16 protein-coding genes are annotated in these 18,663 nt (G+C 60.4%); 4 read left to right on the forward strand and 12 right to left on the reverse strand.

What is annotated here, in order from left to right; genetic code table 11:
* The first annotated feature begins 167 nt into the window (after positions 1–167).
* From ACS5Q8_RS06140 to ACS5Q8_RS06150, 3 genes are all read left to right on the forward strand, one after another.
* Entirely contained in the window at positions 168–2,069 is a 1,902-nt protein-coding gene (locus ACS5Q8_RS06140) for a potassium transporter Kup (protein ID WP_426099589.1), read from the forward strand.
* Between the two features lie 225 nt (positions 2,070–2,294).
* The gene (locus tag ACS5Q8_RS06145) at positions 2,295–3,401 is read left to right on the forward strand and encodes an NADH:flavin oxidoreductase/NADH oxidase (protein WP_276196798.1); all 1,107 of its coding nucleotides are present in this window, start codon (positions 2,295–2,297) and stop codon (positions 3,399–3,401) included.
* A 270-nt stretch (positions 3,402–3,671) separates the two neighbouring features.
* Positions 3,672–3,857, forward strand: coding sequence for a hypothetical protein (locus tag ACS5Q8_RS06150; protein WP_276196799.1), 186 nt, complete (start codon positions 3,672–3,674; stop codon positions 3,855–3,857).
* Positions 3,858–3,869: 12 nt separating this feature from the next.
* On the opposite strand, the gene ACS5Q8_RS06155 is transcribed toward ACS5Q8_RS06150, so the two are convergent.
* The 9 genes from ACS5Q8_RS06155 to ACS5Q8_RS06195 all read right to left on the reverse strand — a co-directional run bounded on the left by ACS5Q8_RS06155 (position 3,870) and on the right by ACS5Q8_RS06195 (position 15,457).
* Positions 3,870–5,030 carry a J domain-containing protein gene (locus tag ACS5Q8_RS06155; RefSeq protein WP_426099588.1) on the reverse strand — a complete coding sequence of 387 codons (1,161 nt, stop codon included), beginning with the start codon at positions 5,028–5,030 and terminating at the stop codon, positions 3,870–3,872.
* A gap of 153 nt (positions 5,031–5,183) precedes the next feature.
* Positions 5,184–6,809, reverse strand: a complete 1,626-nt coding sequence (locus ACS5Q8_RS06160; RefSeq protein ID WP_276196801.1) for a glucan biosynthesis protein D — start codon at positions 6,807–6,809, stop codon at positions 5,184–5,186.
* Positions 6,810–7,168: 359 nt separating this feature from the next.
* On the reverse strand, positions 7,169–8,593 hold the full coding sequence (locus ACS5Q8_RS06165; protein ID WP_276196802.1) for a gamma-aminobutyraldehyde dehydrogenase: 1,425 nt from the start codon (positions 8,591–8,593) through the stop codon (positions 7,169–7,171).
* A gap of 170 nt (positions 8,594–8,763) precedes the next feature.
* On the reverse strand, positions 8,764–9,573 hold the full coding sequence (locus ACS5Q8_RS06170) for an ABC transporter permease (RefSeq protein WP_276196803.1): 810 nt from the start codon (positions 9,571–9,573) through the stop codon (positions 8,764–8,766).
* Positions 9,563–10,492 carry an ABC transporter permease gene (locus ACS5Q8_RS06175; RefSeq protein WP_247404959.1) on the reverse strand — a complete coding sequence of 310 codons (930 nt, stop codon included), beginning with the start codon at positions 10,490–10,492 and terminating at the stop codon, positions 9,563–9,565. The genes ACS5Q8_RS06170 and ACS5Q8_RS06175 overlap by 11 nt, the downstream gene beginning before the upstream one ends.
* 1 nt (position 10,493) lies before the next feature.
* Positions 10,494–11,528, reverse strand: a complete 1,035-nt coding sequence (locus ACS5Q8_RS06180) for an ABC transporter ATP-binding protein (RefSeq protein WP_426099585.1) — start codon at positions 11,526–11,528, stop codon at positions 10,494–10,496.
* Positions 11,529–11,730: 202 nt separating this feature from the next.
* Positions 11,731–12,882, reverse strand: coding sequence for a putative ABC transporter substrate-binding protein YdcS (gene ydcS / locus ACS5Q8_RS06185; RefSeq protein ID WP_443693783.1), 1,152 nt, complete (start codon positions 12,880–12,882; stop codon positions 11,731–11,733).
* A gap of 73 nt (positions 12,883–12,955) precedes the next feature.
* A complete protein-coding gene (locus tag ACS5Q8_RS06190; protein ID WP_276196806.1) occupies positions 12,956–14,413 on the reverse strand; it encodes a gamma-aminobutyraldehyde dehydrogenase in 1,458 nt (485 codons plus the stop codon).
* Positions 14,414–14,545: 132 nt separating this feature from the next.
* Positions 14,546–15,457, reverse strand: a complete 912-nt coding sequence (locus ACS5Q8_RS06195; RefSeq protein WP_276196807.1) for a LysR family transcriptional regulator — start codon at positions 15,455–15,457, stop codon at positions 14,546–14,548.
* A gap of 168 nt (positions 15,458–15,625) precedes the next feature.
* Between ACS5Q8_RS06195 and ACS5Q8_RS06200 the strand changes: the two genes are divergently transcribed.
* Positions 15,626–16,336: a tellurite resistance TerB family protein gene (locus ACS5Q8_RS06200; protein ID WP_276196808.1), complete on the forward strand. Its 711-nt coding sequence runs from the start codon at positions 15,626–15,628 to the stop codon at positions 16,334–16,336.
* Between the two features lie 54 nt (positions 16,337–16,390).
* Here ACS5Q8_RS06200 and ACS5Q8_RS06205 read toward each other — a convergent pair whose 3' ends face one another.
* The 3 genes from ACS5Q8_RS06205 to ACS5Q8_RS06215 form a co-directional block, all read right to left on the reverse strand.
* Positions 16,391–17,005, reverse strand: a complete 615-nt coding sequence (locus tag ACS5Q8_RS06205) for a hypothetical protein (RefSeq protein WP_465159934.1) — start codon at positions 17,003–17,005, stop codon at positions 16,391–16,393.
* Entirely contained in the window at positions 17,002–17,919 is a 918-nt protein-coding gene (locus ACS5Q8_RS06210; protein WP_346429969.1) for a DUF2515 family protein, read from the reverse strand. The genes ACS5Q8_RS06205 and ACS5Q8_RS06210 overlap by 4 nt, the downstream gene beginning before the upstream one ends.
* Positions 17,920–18,011: 92 nt before the next feature.
* Positions 18,012–18,461, reverse strand: coding sequence for a PAAR domain-containing protein (locus tag ACS5Q8_RS06215; protein WP_465159935.1), 450 nt, complete (start codon positions 18,459–18,461; stop codon positions 18,012–18,014).
* Positions 18,462–18,663 lie beyond the last annotated feature (202 nt).

The raw sequence follows: 18,663 nt of genomic DNA on the forward strand, positions 1-18,663 counted from the left end.
TATGCAGGGAAATACGACGAGTGCTGCGCTATGCTTCGCGCCGTTGCTCACGGGTGAAATCCCTGGGTCAATTAAACGTCTGTTACGAGAAGTAAAACAGCGCATGCTAAGGTCAGCTTAGATGCATTGTTTATAAGAGACCTCAGGTCATAGGGCAGGAGTGGTTGATGGGTCAGGCAAGTAGTCAGGCAGCGGGTGCCGAGCATTCCAACGCCAAGCCGATTGGCATGCTGGTGGCAGCGGTCGGGGTGGTTTACGGCGATATCGGGACCAGCCCGCTCTACACCCTTAAAGAAGTGTTCAGCGGTGGTTATGGGGTTCAGGTCAACCATGACGGAGTCTTCGGGATCCTGGCGCTGATCTTCTGGTCGCTGATCTGGGTCGTTTCGATCAAGTATGTGTTGTTCATCCTGCGCGCCGACAACCAGGGCGAGGGCGGCATCATGGCCCTTACCGCGTTGGCGCGGCGGGCGGCGTCGCCGTATCCGAAACTGCGCTCGGTGCTGGTGATTCTCGGTTTAATCGGTGCGGCGCTGTTTTACGGCGACAGCATGATCACCCCGGCAATCTCGGTGCTCTCGGCGGTAGAAGGCCTGGAACTGGCCTTTGATGGGCTGGAACGCTGGGTCGTGCCGTTGTCGCTGGTGGTGCTGGTGGGCCTGTTTCTGATCCAGAAACATGGCACCGACCGCATCGGCAAGCTGTTCGGGCCGGTCATGGTGTTGTGGTTCCTGGTGCTGGCGGGCTTGGGGGTGAATGGCATCAGCCAGCATCCGGAAGTGCTCAACGCGTTGAACCCGGTGTGGGGTGTGCGTTTCTTCATGGTCCACCCTGGCATGGGTGTGGCGATTCTCGGCGCCGTGGTGCTGGCGCTGACCGGTGCCGAAGCGCTGTACGCCGACATGGGCCACTTCGGGCGCAAGCCTATCGCCCGTGCGTGGTTCGCCCTGGTGCTGCCAGCGCTGGTGCTCAACTATTTCGGCCAAGGTGCGCTGCTGCTCGAAAACCCCGAAGCGGCGCGTAACCCGTTCTACCTGCTCGCACCGAGCTGGGCGCTGATTCCGTTGGTGGTGTTGTCCACCCTGGCCACGGTGATTGCGTCCCAGGCGGTGATTTCCGGCGCGTTCTCCCTGACCCGTCAGGCGATCCAGCTGGGTTACATCCCGCGCATGCACATTCAGCATACGTCCAGCGCCGAACAAGGCCAGATCTATATCGGCGCGGTGAATTGGTCGCTGATGGTCGGCGTGATCCTGCTGGTGCTGGGCTTCGAGTCGTCCACCGCACTGGCTTCAGCCTACGGCGTGGCGGTGACCGGCACTATGCTGATCACCAGCATCCTGGTGTCGGCAGTGATGCTGTTGCTGTGGAAATGGCCACCAGTGCTGGCGATTCCGGTGTTGATCGGTTTCCTTTTGGTCGACGGGCTGTTCTTCGCCGCCAACGTGCCGAAAATCGTCCAGGGTGGTGCGTTCCCGGTATTGGCGGGGATCGTGCTGTTTATCCTGATGACAACGTGGAAACGCGGCAAGGAATTGCTGATGGACCGCCTCGACGAAGGCGGCCTGCCGTTGCCGATCTTTATCAGCAGTATCCGCGTGCAGCCGCCCCATCGCGTGCAGGGCACCGCAGTGTTCCTCACCGCACGGCCCGACGCGGTGCCGCATGCGCTGTTGCACAACCTGCTGCATAACCAGGTGCTGCACGAGCAAGTGGTGTTGCTGACGGTGGTCTACGAAGATATTCCCCGCGTTCCCGCCGCACGGCGCTTCGAGGTGGATGCCTACGGCGAAGGGTTCTTCCGCGTGATCCTGCACTTTGGCTTTATCGATGAGCCGGACGTGCCCCAAGCGCTGAAGCTGTGCCACCTGGATGATCTGGATTTCAGCCCGATGCGCACCACGTACTTCCTCAGCCGCGAAACGGTGATCGCCTCGCGTATCAAAGGCATGGCCCGCTGGCGCGAAGGTTTGTTTGCGTTCATGTTGAAGAACGCCAACGGCAACCTGCGTTTCTTCAAACTCCCGGTCAACCGGGTGATCGAGCTGGGCACCCAGGTCGAAATGTAAGCAGAAGTTGAACGGGAGCCGGCAATCGGCTCCCGTTTTACCTTCTGAACCCTGTGCGATCCCTTGTTGTCGACTAGGCTCTAAGCACTGTTGTGTAGGAGCGGGCTTGCCCGCGAAAAACCTTAATAGTAACGCGTCGATCCTGGATAAACGCGGCGCCCATGAGGCTTTCGCGAGCAAGCTCGCTCCTACAGAAGTACCCAAAAAGCCCAGAAGAGGTGCGCCATGAGTCAGTTGCTCGAACCCTACACCCTGCGCCAATTGACCCTGCTCAATCGCATTGCCGTGTCGCCAATGTGCCAATACTCCAGCGTCGATGGCCTGGCCAACGACTGGCACCTGGTCCACCTCGGCAGTCGCGCCGTCGGCGGGGCCGGGCTGATTTTTACCGAAGCCACCGCCGTCACCGCCGATGGCCGTATCACCGCCGAAGACCTGGGCCTGTGGAACGACGCACAGATCGCCCCGCTGCAACGCATCACGCGCTTTATCGCGGCCCAGGGCGCGGTGGCCGGGATTCAACTGGCCCACGCCGGGCGTAAGGCCAGCACCCATCGGCCGTGGATCGGCAAGCACGGCAGCGTCAAGCCGGAAGACGGCGGCTGGGTGCCGGTGGGGCCGTCGCCGATTGCCTTTGACCCGAACCACACGCAGCCCCGTCCACTGGACGACGCGGGGATCGAGCAAGTGATCGCTGACTTTGTCGCCGCTGCCAAGCGCGCGTTGACCGCCGGTTTTGAAGTGGTGGAGATCCACGCCGCTCACGGTTACCTGTTGCATCAATTCCTCTCGCCCATCAGCAATCAGCGTCAGGACCAGTACGGCGGAACCTTTGAAAACCGTATCCGCCTGGTACTGCAAGTCACCGAAGCGGTGCGCGAAGTCTGGCCGCAAGACCTGCCGCTGTTTGTGCGGGTGTCGGCCACCGACTGGGTGGAAGACGGCTGGAACCCCGATGAAACCGTGGAGCTGGCGCGCCGCCTGAAAGACTTGGGCGTCGACTTGATCGACGTGTCCTCCGGCGGCACCGCCGCCAACGCCGAGATCCCCATCGGCCCCGGCTACCAGACGCGGTTTGCCGAGCGTGTGCGCAAAGAGTCGGGTATCGCCACCGGCACCGTGGGCATGATTACCGAGCCGGCCCAGGCCGAACATATCCTGCGCACCTGCCAGGCCGACATCATCTTCCTCGCCCGAGAACTGCTGCGTGACCCTTACTGGCCGTTGCATGCCGACGATGACCTGGGCGGACGCCTGGCGACCTGGCCGGCCCAGTACCAGCGGGCGACCCATCGGGATCAGCCGATTCATGAGTCTGATCTCAGGGATTGATCCTTCATCGGCTCCAACAAAACCCACCCTGACCCGGTGGGTTTTTTTGCCGGGAGCTGTGGGATATGGCTGTAGGTATTTATTCCTGAGCCAATTATTTAAGTGAATACTCTAAAAAAATCCCACACGGCACGAGATTGTTTCTACGCTTAGGGTAAGTCTGATTTCTGGCCCAGGGAGTCAGTCGGTTTGTCTACCGAGGCATTGTGCTTCACGGCAGGCGGGTAATGGGCACACGGAGTTTTTGATCGATATCAGGAGAAACAGTCCATGGCCAAGTCCTATGGTGTAGCGGGTGTGGTGGCGTCTTTTCTGAACTGCGGGGTGTCCTTGCGCGCCCGAAGGTTGAGTTCCGATGAAGCTGAATTGCTGGCGCAGTATCGCGCCCTGACCGAGAACGATCAGGTGGCTATGCGCTATCTGATTGGAGCGATGAAGAGTGTGTCGCGGTTCTGAAAGCGAGGGCCGCTACTTGAAACGGTTTGAATCATCAGGGAAGTCTCGATTGTCCGAAAAGTCTGGATCGTCGTAGAAATCGAATTCGCCAAAGGCTGAAAGCAGATCGTCTTCCATTGCGGCGCGTTCTGCTTTGAGCCAGTGCTTCAGGCCTTTCGGACTCTCGATTTCAACCATTAGTTGTTCCAAGTCGCCCAGTTGATGCTGGAGGTCTTTGAGCGCGCGATTGACGTGCGTGCGGCTGTTAGCCAGCGTCACCTCGGCAAAAGGTTGGACATCGAACTGGCGGACAAAATCAAAGGCAATGGCACTGATTTCCATGACCAGTTCGTCGTACTGCTCGCTCAGCACATGGTTGTAGTGGAGCAGTCGCTCATCCGACATATTCTGCAGGGTTGTCGCATCAAGATGCTCCGCCTCCAGTTGCAACTCCAGCAGTGCCAGCAGGTTACGTTCTGCATAGGCCTGATTGGCGCGCTGCATCAGGACGGTTTTGCGCTGGCGCTCAGCATCGTCGGTTTCCCGGTCGGGATGCAGTGCGCTGGCCAGTTTGCGGTACACCTCGCGCATTGACTGACTGGCTTGTCTGGCCTGCTCTTCAAAGCGCTTTTCACGAGCGGTAGAGGTTTTTGGTGAACGCTCATCCTGCTGTTTTTTCTCCTCCATCAGGTGCTCTTGCAGGTGTTGCGCAAGGGCTTCGGGAGAACTGAAGTCGAAATCTTCGCCCAGCTTTATGCCATAGGCTTGCTCCATGGCTTCTTTGATAATCAGGTTTTCCTGGCGTTCGTCGTCATCGAAGTCACCTTGACTGTGCTTGTTATACAGCGCCTTCATCTGCTCACGATGGGTGTCATCCATCAGCGAGGTGGCCAATTCACAGATAACCGCCTGTAAGGTCTTTCGGTCAGCCTTTGCCAGCTTGATACGATCACTGGCTCTATCGAGCGCACTCAATAGAGCAGCCTGGCGCTCAGCGTACTGGACTTTTAGCGGCATGAATTCTTCATGCCAGCGTTGATGGTATAGGGGCAGGGCTGCTTCCCAGGCTTGGAGCGTTAGACGTTGCTTGTCGATTTTTTTCAACAGAGCATTGAATTTACGCTGTGCAGCAGAGAGTTTGGGCGTGGTTTTTGCCGAAATAGTCAGCTGCGAGACGTTTGAATCAGTAGACATGGGCATCACTCGGCAGTCGGGCGCGTGTGGCAAAAATCCTAGCATGCGCCGTAGCTGTGTCTATACATCGACGGATGAGGCGGGTGTCTGGCGTGTCCGATCGTTCCATACCTTGGAAACAATCGGACGGCTTTGGAGCGGTTTATCGTCGAATCAGGTGTACTTACGCTGCTCTGGCGCCGGCGGGAAGTATTGATACAACCAGGTTTCACTCAAGGTGCGGTCCTGGGTGCGGATAAACAGGCGCAGCTCCACCGGCTCCACGCTGTCGCTGGTCGGGTACCAATCGAAGAGGATGCGATAGCCCTTGATGTTGTCCAGCACCAGCACGCTGAAGTCTTTCACTTCACCGTGGGAGCAGGTCACCACCGGCTCGATGCCGGTGCCAGGTGGCAGGCGATCCAGGCCGCCGCCCTTGAAGTCCACAGCAAACCGCCGCGCCCAGACTAGCGGGTAATGCTCGCCCGGTGCCCAGCCCTCGGTGAAACCGCCCATGCCTGAACGCGTGGCATCGACTTGCGCCAACGGTGTGCTCACCGGCGGCAGGGCGCTCCAGTACAATTTGTAGCCATAGTTGAGCGAGTCACCGGCGGCCACGGGTTTTTTCGGGGTCCAGAAGGCCACGATGTTGTCCAGGGTTTCGCCGGTGGTCGGGATCTCCAGCAGGTCGATCGAGCCTTCGCCCCACGCGGTGGTCGGTTCGACCCACAGGCTTGGGCGCTTGCTGTACCAGTCGACGGTGTCCTGGTAGCTGGCAAATTCATGGTCGGTCTGCACCAGGCCGAAGCCTTTCGGGTCGGTGTCGGCGAACGCATTGAATTGCAGCTTGGCCGGGTTGTTCAGCGGACGGCAGATCCACTCGCCGTTGCCGCGCCACATCGCCAGGCGGTCCGAGTCATGGATTTGCGGGTGGAGGGTGTCGCACATGCGTCGTTCGTGGGTACCACAGCTGAACATGCTGGTCATCGCGGCAATGCCCAGTTGTTCGATGGCGGTGCGCGCATTGATGTTCGCGTCGATGGCCATCACCACCTGGTTGGCCTGGCAGTCGATATCGAAACGGTAGGCGCCGGTGGCGCTCGGCGAATCGAGCAGGGCGTAGACCACAAAGCGCGTGGCGTTTTTGTCTGGGGTTTCGAACCAGAACTGCGTGAAGTCGGGGAATTCCTCGCGCTTTTTCGCGTAGGTGTCAATCGCCAGGCCCCGTGCGGAAAGTCCGTACTGCCCGGTGGAATCCACCGCGCGGAAGTAACTGGCGCCGAGAAACGACAACACGTCATGGCGATCCAGCTCCGGCGCCTTGAACAGCTTGAAGCCGGAGAAACCCAGGTCGCCGGTCAGTTGTTGGGTGTCGACCGTGGATTTTTCATAGTTGAACAGCGAAGGGCGGAAATGCACTTCGCGCGCTTCACGGGTCTTGGGGTCGACGCTGTGCATGCGCACGGGCGTCTTGAAGCCCATGCCGACGTGGAAAAACTGCACGTCCAACTGGCCGTTCAATTCTTTCCACAGCGAATGGTTGCCGTCGTAGCCGATGGCATTGAAATTTTGCGGGGTCATTGTCGCGAGGGTGGGCGGCAGCACCTGTTTGGTGTCTTTATACGCGGTCCCGGCGAGTTGCTTGGCCTGGGCCTTCAGCGTTTCGAAATCGAACGCCACGGCCTTGCCGTCGGCGGCGCGGTTCCCGGCCCAGGCCTGCGCGGCCAATAGGCCGCTGGCCGATAAACCGGTGTAAGCCGCAATGGCCATGGACGCTTTGAGCAAATTCCTGCGGTGCATAGAGACAACCTGTCGTGAGCAAATCCCGCGCCGGCCCTGGCACGTGCTGGATCAGAAATTTCGGTTCGGACATGCCTTCGGCCAAACGCAACGGACATTAAACAGACGCCGGATAGCTTAAGCGGTTCGATGACGTAGGAAAAATGATTGATAGCGGGATGATGGCTTGGCAAATGCGACAAGACATTTCCGGGCTGTGACTGAGCACATTACCCAGGAATTATGAAGATCCAATGTGGGAGGGGCTTGCTCCCTCCCACATCGAGACTGTATTCCAGCCCACTTCCCCTACTGCCCGATACGCCGCATCCGGGTTGGCGATGCTCACATGTCTTACAGTCAAGGCATCAGGGCGAGGTTCAGTGCTTGAACATCACATGGCGAACGGTGGTGTAGTCCTCCAGCCCATACATGGACATGTCTTTGCCATACCCCGACAGTTTCTGACCGCCGTGAGGCATTTCGCTGACGAGCATGAAGTGGGTGTTCACCCACGTGCAGCCGTATTGCAAGCGCGCGGCCAAGCGGTGGGCACGTCCGACATCAGCGGTCCACACAGACGATGCCAAGCCGTAGTCCGAATCGTTGGCCCAGCCGAGTACCTGTGCTTCATCACTGAACTTCGTCACCGACACTACAGGCCCGAACACCTCGCGGCGCACGATCTCGTCGTCCTGCTGCGCATCGGCCAAAACCGTCGGTTCAAAGAAGAAACCGTTGCCTTCCACCGCTTTGCCGCCGGTCACCAGGCGGATGTGCGGCTGCGCCACCGCACGTTCGACGAAACCGGCCACGCGGTCGCGGTGTTGCGCGGTGATCAGCGGGCCGAGCTCGGTGGTCGGGTCATCCTGCAAGCCGTACTTGATGCTGGCGACTGCGGCGCCGAGCTTCTCGACGAACGTGTCGTAGATCTCCGCTTGGGCATAGATGCGGCAGGCAGCGGTGCAATCCTGGCCGGCGTTGTAGAAACCGAAGGTGCGAATGCCTTCCACCGCCGCCTCGATGTCTGCGTCGTTGAAAATGATCACCGGCGCCTTGCCGCCCAGCTCCATGTGCATGCGCTTCACGCTGTCGGCGGTGCTGGAGATGATGTTGGCGCCCGTGGCGATGGAGCCGGTCAGCGACACCATGCGCACTTTCGGGTGGTTCACCAACGGGCTGCCCACGGTAGGCCCACGGCCGAAGACCAGGTTGAGTACGCCGGCCGGGAAAATCTCCGACGCCAGTTCAACCATGCGTAGCGCGGTCAGCGGAGTTTGTTCCGACGGCTTGAGCACCACGGTATTACCGGCGGCCAGGGCCGGAGCGATTTTCCAGGCGACCATCATCAATGGGTAGTTCCACGGGGCGATGGAGGCGATCACCCCCACCGGATCGCGGCGGATCATCGAGGTGTGGCCCGGCAGGTATTCACCGCCGGCCGAGCCGCTCATGCAGCGGCTGGCGCCGGCGAAGAAGCGGAACACATCGGCAATCGCCGGGATCTCGTCATTCAGCGCAGCGCTGTAGGGTTTGCCGCAGTTGTCCGACTCCAGCTTGGCCAGCTCTTCGCCGTGGGCTTCGATCACGTCCGCCAGTTTCAACAGCAGCAGCGAGCGATCCTTGGGCGCGGTTTGCGACCAGCTTTCAAACGCCGCATCGGCGGCACGCACGGCGGCGTCGACCTGGGCTTCGCTGGCTTCCTTGATTTCCACCAGCACACGGCCCAACGCCGGGTTGAATACGGCCTGCGCCGGGCCTTCGCCTTCGACCAGTTGGCCGTTGATCAAGAGTTTGGTTTGCATGGTTCACGCCTCCAAAAAACTATTGTTATTGCCCTGAAGCAACCGGGTCTGAATATGGGAGGGGGCTTGCTCCCGATAGCGGTGTGCCAGTCAATACAGGTGTGTCTGATGTACTGCTATCGGGAGCAAGCGCCCTCCCACAGTTGAACCCGGTTCCTTCAATGGAAAAGTTATTTACCGCCACTGCCTGCCACGCTTTCACCGCCGCGGGTCAGGTAATAGGCACCCAGAATCGGGAACATCGTCACGATCATCACCAGCATCGCCACCACGTTGGTCACCGGCACATCCCGCGGGCGACTCAACTGGTTGAGCAGCCACAGCGGCAAGGTGCGCTCATGCCCGGCGGTGAAGGTGGTGACGATGATTTCGTCGAACGACAGTGCAAACGCGAGCATGCCGCCGGCCAGCAGCGCCGAGCCCAGGTTGGGCATGATGATGTAGCGGAAGGTCTGCCAGCCGTCGGCGCCCAGGTCCATCGAGGCTTCGATCAGGCTGTGGGAGGTGCGGCGCAAGCGGGCGATCACGTTGTTGTAGACGATCACCACGCAGAAGGTCGCGTGGCCGACGATGATGGTGAACATCCCAGGCTCGATGCCCAGCGTCTTGAAGGTCGCCAGCAGGGCGATCCCGGTGATGATCCCCGGCAGCGCGATCGGCAGGATCAGCATCAGCGACACGCCTTGCTTGCCGAAGAACTCGCGGCGATACAGCGCGGCTGAAGCGAGGGTGCCGAGGACCATGGCGATCAGGGTAGCGATCGCCGCGATCTGCAGCGACAGCTTGATCGCTTCGAGTACGTCGGGGCGCGCGAAGGCTACGCTGAACCACCTCAGAGTGAAGCCCTGGGGTGGAAAGCTGAACGCGGCTTCCTCGGTGTTAAAGGCATAGAGAAAGATGATCAGGATCGGGAAGTGCAAAAACACCAAGCCGCCCCAGGCCGCCATCTTCAAGCCCAGTGATGATTTCTCAGAGTGCATCGAAGGCCCCCAGGCGTTTGACGATGGACAGGTACACCGCGATCAGCACGATCGGCACCAGGGTGAACGCCGCGGCCATGGGCATGTTGCCGATGGCGCCTTGCTGGGCGTACACCATGCCGCCGACGAAGTAACCCGGCGGGCCCACCAGTTGCGGCACGATGAAGTCGCCCAGGGTCAGCGAAAACGTGAAGATCGAACCGGCCGCAATCCCCGGCACCGACAGCGGCAGTATCACCTGCATAAAGGTCTGGCGCGGCTTGGCGCCCAGGTCTGCCGAGGCCTGCAGCAACGACGGCGGCAAACGCTCCAGCGATGCCTGGATCGGCAGGATCATGAACGGCAGCCAGATGTAGACGAACACCATGAACCGCCCCAAGTGCGAGGTGCTCAAGGTGCTGCCGCCCACGCCGGGAATCCCCAGCACGAACTGCAACACCGGCTCCAGGCCCAGGTGTTGCACAAACCATTGCGCCACGCCGCCCTTGGCCAGCAGTAAGGTCCAGGCATACGCCTTGACGATATAGCTGGCCCACATCGGCATCATCACCGCGATATAGAAAAACGCCTTGGTCTTGCCCGTGGTGTAGCGCGCCATGTAATAGGCGATCGGGAAGGCGACGACGGCACTGGCGATCGACACCACAATCGCCATGCTCAGGGTGCGCAGGATGATGTCGAAGTTCGACGGCTGGAACAGCGCGGCGAAGTTGGCCAGGGTCAGGTCCGGCGTGACGGCCATGGTGAAGTCGTCGAACGTGTAGAAGCCTTGCCACAGCAGGGTCAGCAACGAGCCCAGGTAGATCGCGCCGAACCAGATCAGCGGCGGTATCAGCAGCATCGCCAGGTAGAGGTTGGGCTTGCGGTACAGCAGGTTGGAAAACCTGCGCATCGGCGGTTGGGTCAGGGCCAGGCTCATGTCACACCTCGCCTGCGTGGTCGGCCAGGGTGGTCATGGCTGCCCGCGCCCAGCGCACGCTGATGGGCTGGCCGACCTGATAGCCGTTGCTGGTGTCCAGCCACTGGTTATTCGCCTGGCTGATGTTCAACGCCTGGCCGTTCGCCAGTTTCAGTTCATAGCGGGTGGCGCTGCCCTGGTACTGGATGTCATGCAGCAGGCCGCTGATTTCCACTTCGCTGGCCGCCAGCGGGCCTTCGGCGAAGCGCACGTGCTCGGGGCGGATCGAGAACGGCTGCGGGCTGCCGCTGAGGCGCTGGGCCAGCTCGCCGCGAATTACGTTGGAGGTGCCGACGAATTCGGCGACGAACGCGGTAGCCGGCTTCATATAGAGGTTGCGCGGGGTGTCGACCTGTTCGATGCGGCCCTTGTTGAACACGGCCACGCGGTCAGACATCGACAGCGCTTCGGTCTGGTCGTGAGTCACGAAGATAAACGTGATGCCGAGCTGGCGTTGCAGCTTTTTCAGCTCGCTTTGCATCTGTTCGCGCAGCTTGAGGTCGAGGGCGCCCAACGGTTCATCGAGCAGCAGGACGCGCGGGCGATTGACCAGCGCGCGGGCCAGGGCCACCCGTTGGCGCTGGCCGCCAGAAAGCTGCACCGGCTTGCGCTCGCCGTAGCCGCCGAGGGCGACCATGGCCAGGGCTTCTTCAGCGCGGTTGAGGCGCTCGGTCTTGCCCACGCCTTTGACTTTCAGGCCGTAGGCCACGTTGTCGCGCACATTCATGTGGGGGAACAGCGCGTAATCCTGGAACACAGTGTTGACGTCACGCTGATACGGCGGCAAGCCGGCGGCTTCCTCGCCATGAATCCGGATCGAGCCGGCGCTCGGCTGCTCGAACCCGGCGATCAGGCGCAGGCAGGTGGTCTTGCCCGAGCCGGAAGGGCCGAGCATGGAAAAGAACTCGCCGTCCTGGATATCGATGGAAACCCGGTCAACGGCTTTCACTTCGCCGAACTGACGGGAAACGTGGGTGAATTGGACTGCAAGCGTCATGGTGCGGTGCTCCCAAAAGGCGCGGGTCGTCGCAGCGGCCCGGCCTGGACTTCTGAAAAAACAGAACATCTGTGAATGCGGTCAACCCTGTGGGAGGGGGCTTGCTCCCGATAGCCGTACATCAGACACACATCTGTCGACTGACACACCGCTATCGGGGGCAAGCCCCCTCCCACAGGGGCCGGCGTCGACTGTAAGGGCCTTAGCGCCCGCCCATGATCGCGATGTAATCCTGGGTCCAGCGGCTGTACGGCACGAACTTGCCGCCTTCAGCCTGCGGGGTTTTCCAGAAGGCGATCTTGTCGAACTGGTCGAAACCGTTGGTCTTGCAGCCCTCGGCGCCGAGCAATTCGCTGCCGGTGCAGGCCGCCGGCACCGCCGGCAGGGAGCCAAACCAGGCGGCGACATCGCCCTGGACCTTCGGCTGCAGCGACCAGTCCATCCACTTGTAGGCGCAGTTCGGGTGCTTGGCCTCGCTGTGCAGCATGGTGGTGTCGGCCCAGCCGGTGGCGCCTTCCTTGGGAATGGTCGAGGCAATCGGCTGTTTCTCGTTGATCAGGCCGTTGACCTGATACGGCCAGGCGCTGGAGGCGACCACGCCTTCGTTCTTGAAGTCACTCATCTGCACGGTGGTGTCGTGCCAGTAGCGGTGGATCAACGGTTGCTGCGCGCGCAGCAGTTCGAGCACGGCTTTGTACTGGGTTTCGGTCAGTTCATAGGGGCTCTGGATGCCCAGTTCCGGCTTGGTCGACTTGAGGTACAGCGCCGCATCGGCGATGTAGATCGGGCCGTCATAGGCTTGCACGCGGCCTTTGTTCGGCTTGCCGTCCGGCAGGTTCTGCGCCTCGAACAGCACGTTCCAACTGGTGGGCGCGGTCTTGAACACGTTGGTGTTGTACATCAGCACGTTTGGCCCCCACTGGTACGGGGTGCCGTAGGTTTGTTGGCCGACCACGTACCACGGCGCATCTTTCAGGCGCGGGTCGATGTTCTTCCAGTTGGGGATCAACGCGGTGTTGATCGGCTGCACCCGCTTGCCGCCGATCAAGCGCAGCGAGGCATCGCCTGACGCGGTGACTAGGTCGTAACCGCCCTTGGCCATCAAACTGACCATTTCGTCAGAGGTGGCGGCTGTTTTCACATTGACCTTGCAGCCGGTTTCCTTCTCGAAACCTGTGACCCAGTCGTAGGCTTTGTCGCTTTCGCCACGTTCGATATAGCCGGGCCAGGCGACGATATCCAACTGGCCTTCGCCGGCACCTACCGCCTTGAGCGGTTCGGCGGCCTGCAGGCTGGCGCTGGCCAGCAGCGCGGTGGTCAGGGCACTGAGCAGTGCGGTCTTATGCGCGGACATGGGGAATCCCTCTTCTTTAATTATGGTCGGGGCAGTTTTTTGCAGCCGGTGACGCATGAGCTTAGTTGTTGTTTTAAAGGTGCTGGCCGTGGCGGGCCATGATGTGCCGCACCACGCTGTAGTCCTGTAGCGAATCGCTGGACAGATCTTTGCCATACCCGGAGCGCTTCAAGCCGCCGTGGGGCATTTCGCTGACCAGCATGAAATGGCTGTTGATCCAGGTGCAGCCGTATTGCAGGCGCGCCGCCACCTGCATCGCCTTGTCCAGGTTCTCGGTCCACACCGACGAGGCCAGGCCGTATTCGGAGTCGTTGGCCCAGTCCACCGCCTGTTCCAGTTCGTCGAAGCGGGTCACGGTGACCACCGGGCCGAACACTTCGCGCTGGACGATTTCATCACTTTGTTTGCAGCCAGCGAGCAAGGTCGGCTGATAAAAGAAACCCGCGCCGGAATGCACGGCGGCGCCGGTGACTCGCTCGATATGCGGCTGGCCGAGGGCGCGTTCGACAAAACTGGCGACGCGGTCGCGCTGGCGCGTGCTGATCAACGGGCCAAGCTCATTGTCGGCGTCGCGCTTGCCGGCAAAGCGCAGGCTGCTGACCGCCGCACCCAGGTCGGCGACCAATTTGTCGTGAATCCCCGCCTGGGCGTAGATGCGGCACGCGGCAGTGCAGTCCTGGCCGGCGTTGTAGTAACCGTAGGTGCGCACGCCTTCGACCACGGCTTGCAGGTCGGCGTCGTTACACACGATCACCGGCGCCTTGCCGCCCAGTTCCAGGTGCGTGCGTTTAAGGGTTTTCGACGCGGCTTGCAGGATTTTTTGCCCGGTGACGATATCGCCGGTCAACGACACCATGCGCACCTTCGGGTGGCTGACCAGATGGCTGCCGACGCCTTCGCCGCCGCCACACAGAATGTTGATCACCCCACGTGGCAACAATTGGCTGAGGGCCGGGGCCAGGGCGAGGATCGACAGTGGCGTGTGTTCCGACGGCTTGAACACCAGGGTATTACCGGCGGCCAGGGCCGGGGCGATCTTCCACGCGGCCATCATCAGCGGGTAATTCCACGGTGCAATCGAGGCCACCACGCCAATCGGATCACGCCGCACCATGCTGGTGTAGCCCGGCAGGTATTCGCCGCTGAGCTGGCCCGTCTGGCAGCGCACGGCGCCGGCAAAGAAGCGGAACACATCGACGGTGGCGCTCAAGTCATCCTGGCGCGCCAGGTGCAACGGCTTGCCGCAGTTCAGGGATTCGAGGCGGGCCAGGTAGTCGGCTTGGTGCTCGATGGCGTCGGCGATGCCCAGCAGAATGTTTGAACGTTGCTGCGGCGTGGTGCGTGACCAGCCGGCAAATGCGCGGTGGGCCGCGAGGATGGCGGTTTCAACCTGTTCGGTGCTGGCTTCGGCGATCTGGGTCAGCACTTCACCCGTGGCTGGGTTGAGAATCGGTTCGACAACGCCCTGGCCCTGGACCAGTTCGCCGTCGATCAGCAACGCAGTGAGCAGCGGTGTGGGCGCAGCGGACATTTTTCGCGATCTCTTTTCTTGTGTGGTCATGGGCGTTCTCTTACAGGGCGCCCGACCGTCTCTCATGGATGTACCGAGACTAGAGGTCAGACGCGAGGCCAACAAATACTAAATACTGAATGCAGCATTCGATTAAATAGATGGCTTGCGTGGATGGGGCTGTTCCCGTGCCACGGTCAGGAACGGGTCGACCAGCGCCGGCCGTGCGGTGCCACGGCGCCAGGCGAGGCCGACGTCGAGGGTCTGGCTGAGGTCGGCGAGGGGGCGCGCTTCAATAATGTCGCCTTCCAGGGACCACGGGCGGTAGGTCATGTCCGGCTGTATCGATACGCCCAGGCCCGCGGCCACCAGGCTGCGCACGGCTTCGGTGGAGGCGGTGCGCAAGGTGACGCGTGGTTGCAGGCCGGCTGCGGCCCACATGCGTTGGGCGTTGTCGCCCATTTCGTCGACGTTCAGTTGAATCAACGGCTCACGCGCCACATCGGCCAGGTTGATGCTGTCGTGCTCCAGCAGTGGATGTTGTGCCGGCAGCCACAGGCGGTGGGGCGAGTGGGTGAGTACTTCGGTCTGCAGCGCGTGTCGGTCTTCGAGGTTGGAGAGGATCAACACGCCCACATCGATCTCGCCGCTGACCAGCAAATGCTCGATGTACGGGCGCTCATCTTCCATCACGCGGATTTCCACATTGGGGTAGGCGCGCTGGAAACGGGTGAGCAGGTCGGCCAGGTAATAACCGGCCACCAGGCTGGTTACGCCGATGATCAACTGCCCGGCCACCTGATCGGTGCTCTGCTGCAGGCTGCGCTTGGCGTTGTCGACGGTGGCCAGGATCAAGTGCGCCTGGCGCAAAAACTGATGGCCCTGGTGGGTCAGGGTCATGCCCTTGGCGTGGCGGTTGAACAGGTTGACGCCGATTTCCTGCTCCAGTTGCTGGATCGCCAGGGTCAGGGTCGACTGCGAAATAAACGCGGTTTGCGCCGCCGCGGAGATCGAGCCGGTCTCGGCCACGGCGATGAAGTGCCGGATTTGACGCAAGGTCATCATGCTGGAATTACCAGTGGGGTGTTTTTATCGACTGACTCGAGTGTATATCGATTTAACCGAAGGATAGCCGCGTTACATCTGGAAGCACTCTAGATCGGGGTTTTTTGGCGCTTAGTTTTACGCTGGGAGCCTATTGGTCCTACGAACCCTGGTGTCTGGAGGCTACGCATGAATACCCGTGGATTACTCGATCAACTGCTCAAGTCTGGTCAGGACATGTTGCAGAACAAGGCCGGTGGCCAGCGCAAATCCGACGACCAAGGTGCCCTCGGCGGGTTGCTCGGCAGTGGCGGGCTCGGCAGCTTGCTCGGCGGCGCCGGTGGTGGAGCCCTGGCGGCCGGGGCCATGGGCCTGCTGCTGGGCAATAAAAAAGCGCGCAAATTTGGCGGCAAGGCCCTGACCTATGGCGGGTTGGCGGCATTGGGCGTGATCGCCTACAAAGCCTACGGTAACTGGCAGGCGCAACAGGCCGGCGCGCCCCAAGGCGAGCCGCAAACCATCGACCGCCTGCCGCCGGCCCAGGTCGAGCAACACAGCCAAGGCATCCTCAAGGCATTGGTGGCGGCGGCCAAGGCCGACGGGCATGTGGATGAGCGCGAGCGCGCGCTGATTGAAGGTGAATTCACCAAGCTGGATAACGACCGCCAATTGCAAAGCTGGCTGCATGGCGAGCTGAACAAACCCCTCGACCCGGCCGACGTGGCGCGGGCGGCAAGCACCCCGGAAATGGCCGCCGAGATGTACATCGCCAGTGTGATGCTGGTGGATGAGGAGAACTTTATGGAGAAGGCGTATCTGGATGAGCTGGCGCGGCAGCTTAAGTTGGAGCCCGGTTTGAAGGTTGAGCTGGAGAAACAGGTGCGCCAGGCGACGCTTTAGGGATCGTTCCCACGGATGGGCGCGATCAGGTAGTGATGGGTCTATCGGGTGCGGTTAAGGAGGACCCCATGGCGTGGCCAGTTGCAGCGTCATGAGGTAACGCTCCTCTGTGGGGCGTCTATCGTCCTTGAATCGTCCAACCACCAGCATCACTTGATACTGGTCACTTGCTCGCCAATAGGCTGTGCCGCCTCGGTTCACATTGCGTAGCCGGGCACGCCATTCCGGGGTGTCGGCGAATGGGGGGTTGGACGCGACACGGATGGGCGCCCAACCCGCCTTGCGCCATTGCTCCTGCAAATCCAGTACGACTTTGAGGGTGTCGTCGAGCAATAGTGGCTCGATTTGAGGTGACATACGAATACTGCTAACTCGCTCATCATCGAAGCCTATCGTGAAGAAGCGGGCCAAAGGGGTTACGAATCCGTATTTTGGATCTATGTAGCGAAGTCGAGCATCGGATTTCGGCATTCTGAACCAGTGGTGTCCGGGAATCGCCGGGCCAATGCTTGCGCTGGAGCGCTGACGCATGTCTTCCCAGGGCTCGCCAAGCATCAGTGCTATTTCCGGATCTTCCGCGCTCAGGCGTATCGCTACCCATATGAGTGATGCTGCAACGACCAGTCCCGTTCCGCCACGTCGCCAACCTAGCTTCGCGATCCGATTCATCGGCCCCCCCGGCTTTCAGCGATGTCTTCTAGCTCGAGTTCGATTCGATACCGCTCAGTGCTATTTAGTAGTGTGTGAAACCGCGCTGCAGCCTTGAGCACGAATGCCATACGCTGGTCGATATCGGCTAGATTGGCGAAGGGGTTGTTGCTGAAATCAATGGTCCGACCGTCATCAGCGGTGCTGCATTGGTTTGCCAGTGTCAGTTCAATGGCTTGAGCGATCCCGGACGGTATACCCGTGACGTATGAAAGATGGTTGCTACGTAGCAGAGCCACTAGTTTTGGATCACCGTACATGGTCGGTTGAAGAATGTTTCGTTGTTCGTGGTCAGCCAGATACTCAACACTTTTAGCAATGTCTCCATCGTCAATAGCCTTGAATGCATGCAATATTTCCGGGTAATCCCCCCCAAACCTCAACTTATCCTGCCCCACCGGCCACAACACCCGCTGTAGCCCATCCTCAAAAATGTTCTGGCGCGCGGACAGGCAGGTCTCAAGCAACCCCAACCCCTGCTCCTTATAAAACGCATGCAACGGAAACACATCCAAAAACAGCGTGGTATTTCCCATCGCCATCATCTCGTACACATGTTGATAAAGCTGCTGCACGCTCGATAACAGTTCACCCTCGCGCCGCCAATCAACATCAGGCATTGGGTTATTGCGGCTGGCTTGTTCATGGTCCCGCAGGCGCCGCTCATACTCCCGCAGCTTTGCCTGCCGTTCACGTTCCTCGGCGCTGAACAACCCCCAAACCCCTTTCCGGGCACTTCTTCGCAATTGCTCCGCAGCTTCATATTCCGCCTGAATCCTCTCGATGGATTGCGCCGCGTGCAGCAGGCCACAGCCCACTTGCTTGGACGCAAACGCCGCAAGACCGGCCCACTGGAAACGCTGATCCAGGCCCATAGCTGGGCGTAGGCAGCATTGATGGCACGGTTACGCGCTTTGGGATCGGTAATCATCACGCCACCCGGTGCCACGATGGCTTCGGCTCGGTTCTAATACTCACGCCAGATGTTCTCGCAGGTTGGTCCCCGTGCTTCGTTGAGACTTGGCGTGAACTGACGGGGCGTAGGTGTGAAGTGGGTAGAGGAGGGCGTACTGGATTCAGTGTATTGGGTGGTGGCTTGCGTGGCGGCTCTGGCTTGGGGTTGAGGCGTGTCTTCGATAATCTGCGAGCTGAGCGTCTGATTGGCAATCAGTCGCGGGCGGGGGGTGCACTTGCAGTAACAGAGGTCGCCTTCCAGCGCGAAGTTAAGTCCATTTTTTGTGTCTACCAGGCGGGGGCCGTCGCAGACGATCACCCCAATGGTCTCGCAGGTCGGGCAATAAACCTCATCGCCTTCGCGTGCCTGGTCCATTCCGTTAATGCTGCAATTCGTACAGCCGGTGCGCACTGTGCCGTTGGCGGTGGTTTTAGCACCTACGGTGATGTGGTAACGCTCCATCCTAGATGTATCCTTTTGTAATCTTTAGGAAGGAGCACGCTAGATTAGGGGAGAAAAGGCGAGAAGTCAGATGCTTCTTGGTCTGATGTAGGGTGGTTCTTTAATCCCTAGAGGCTGTTTTTGCATTCTATGTACGCCACATCGAAACCCATTGATAAATGAGGGCTTCTGCTCAGCTATACTCCCCCTCATTTGAATGGCC

This window comes from Pseudomonas sp. PAMC25584 (assembly GCF_058135675.1).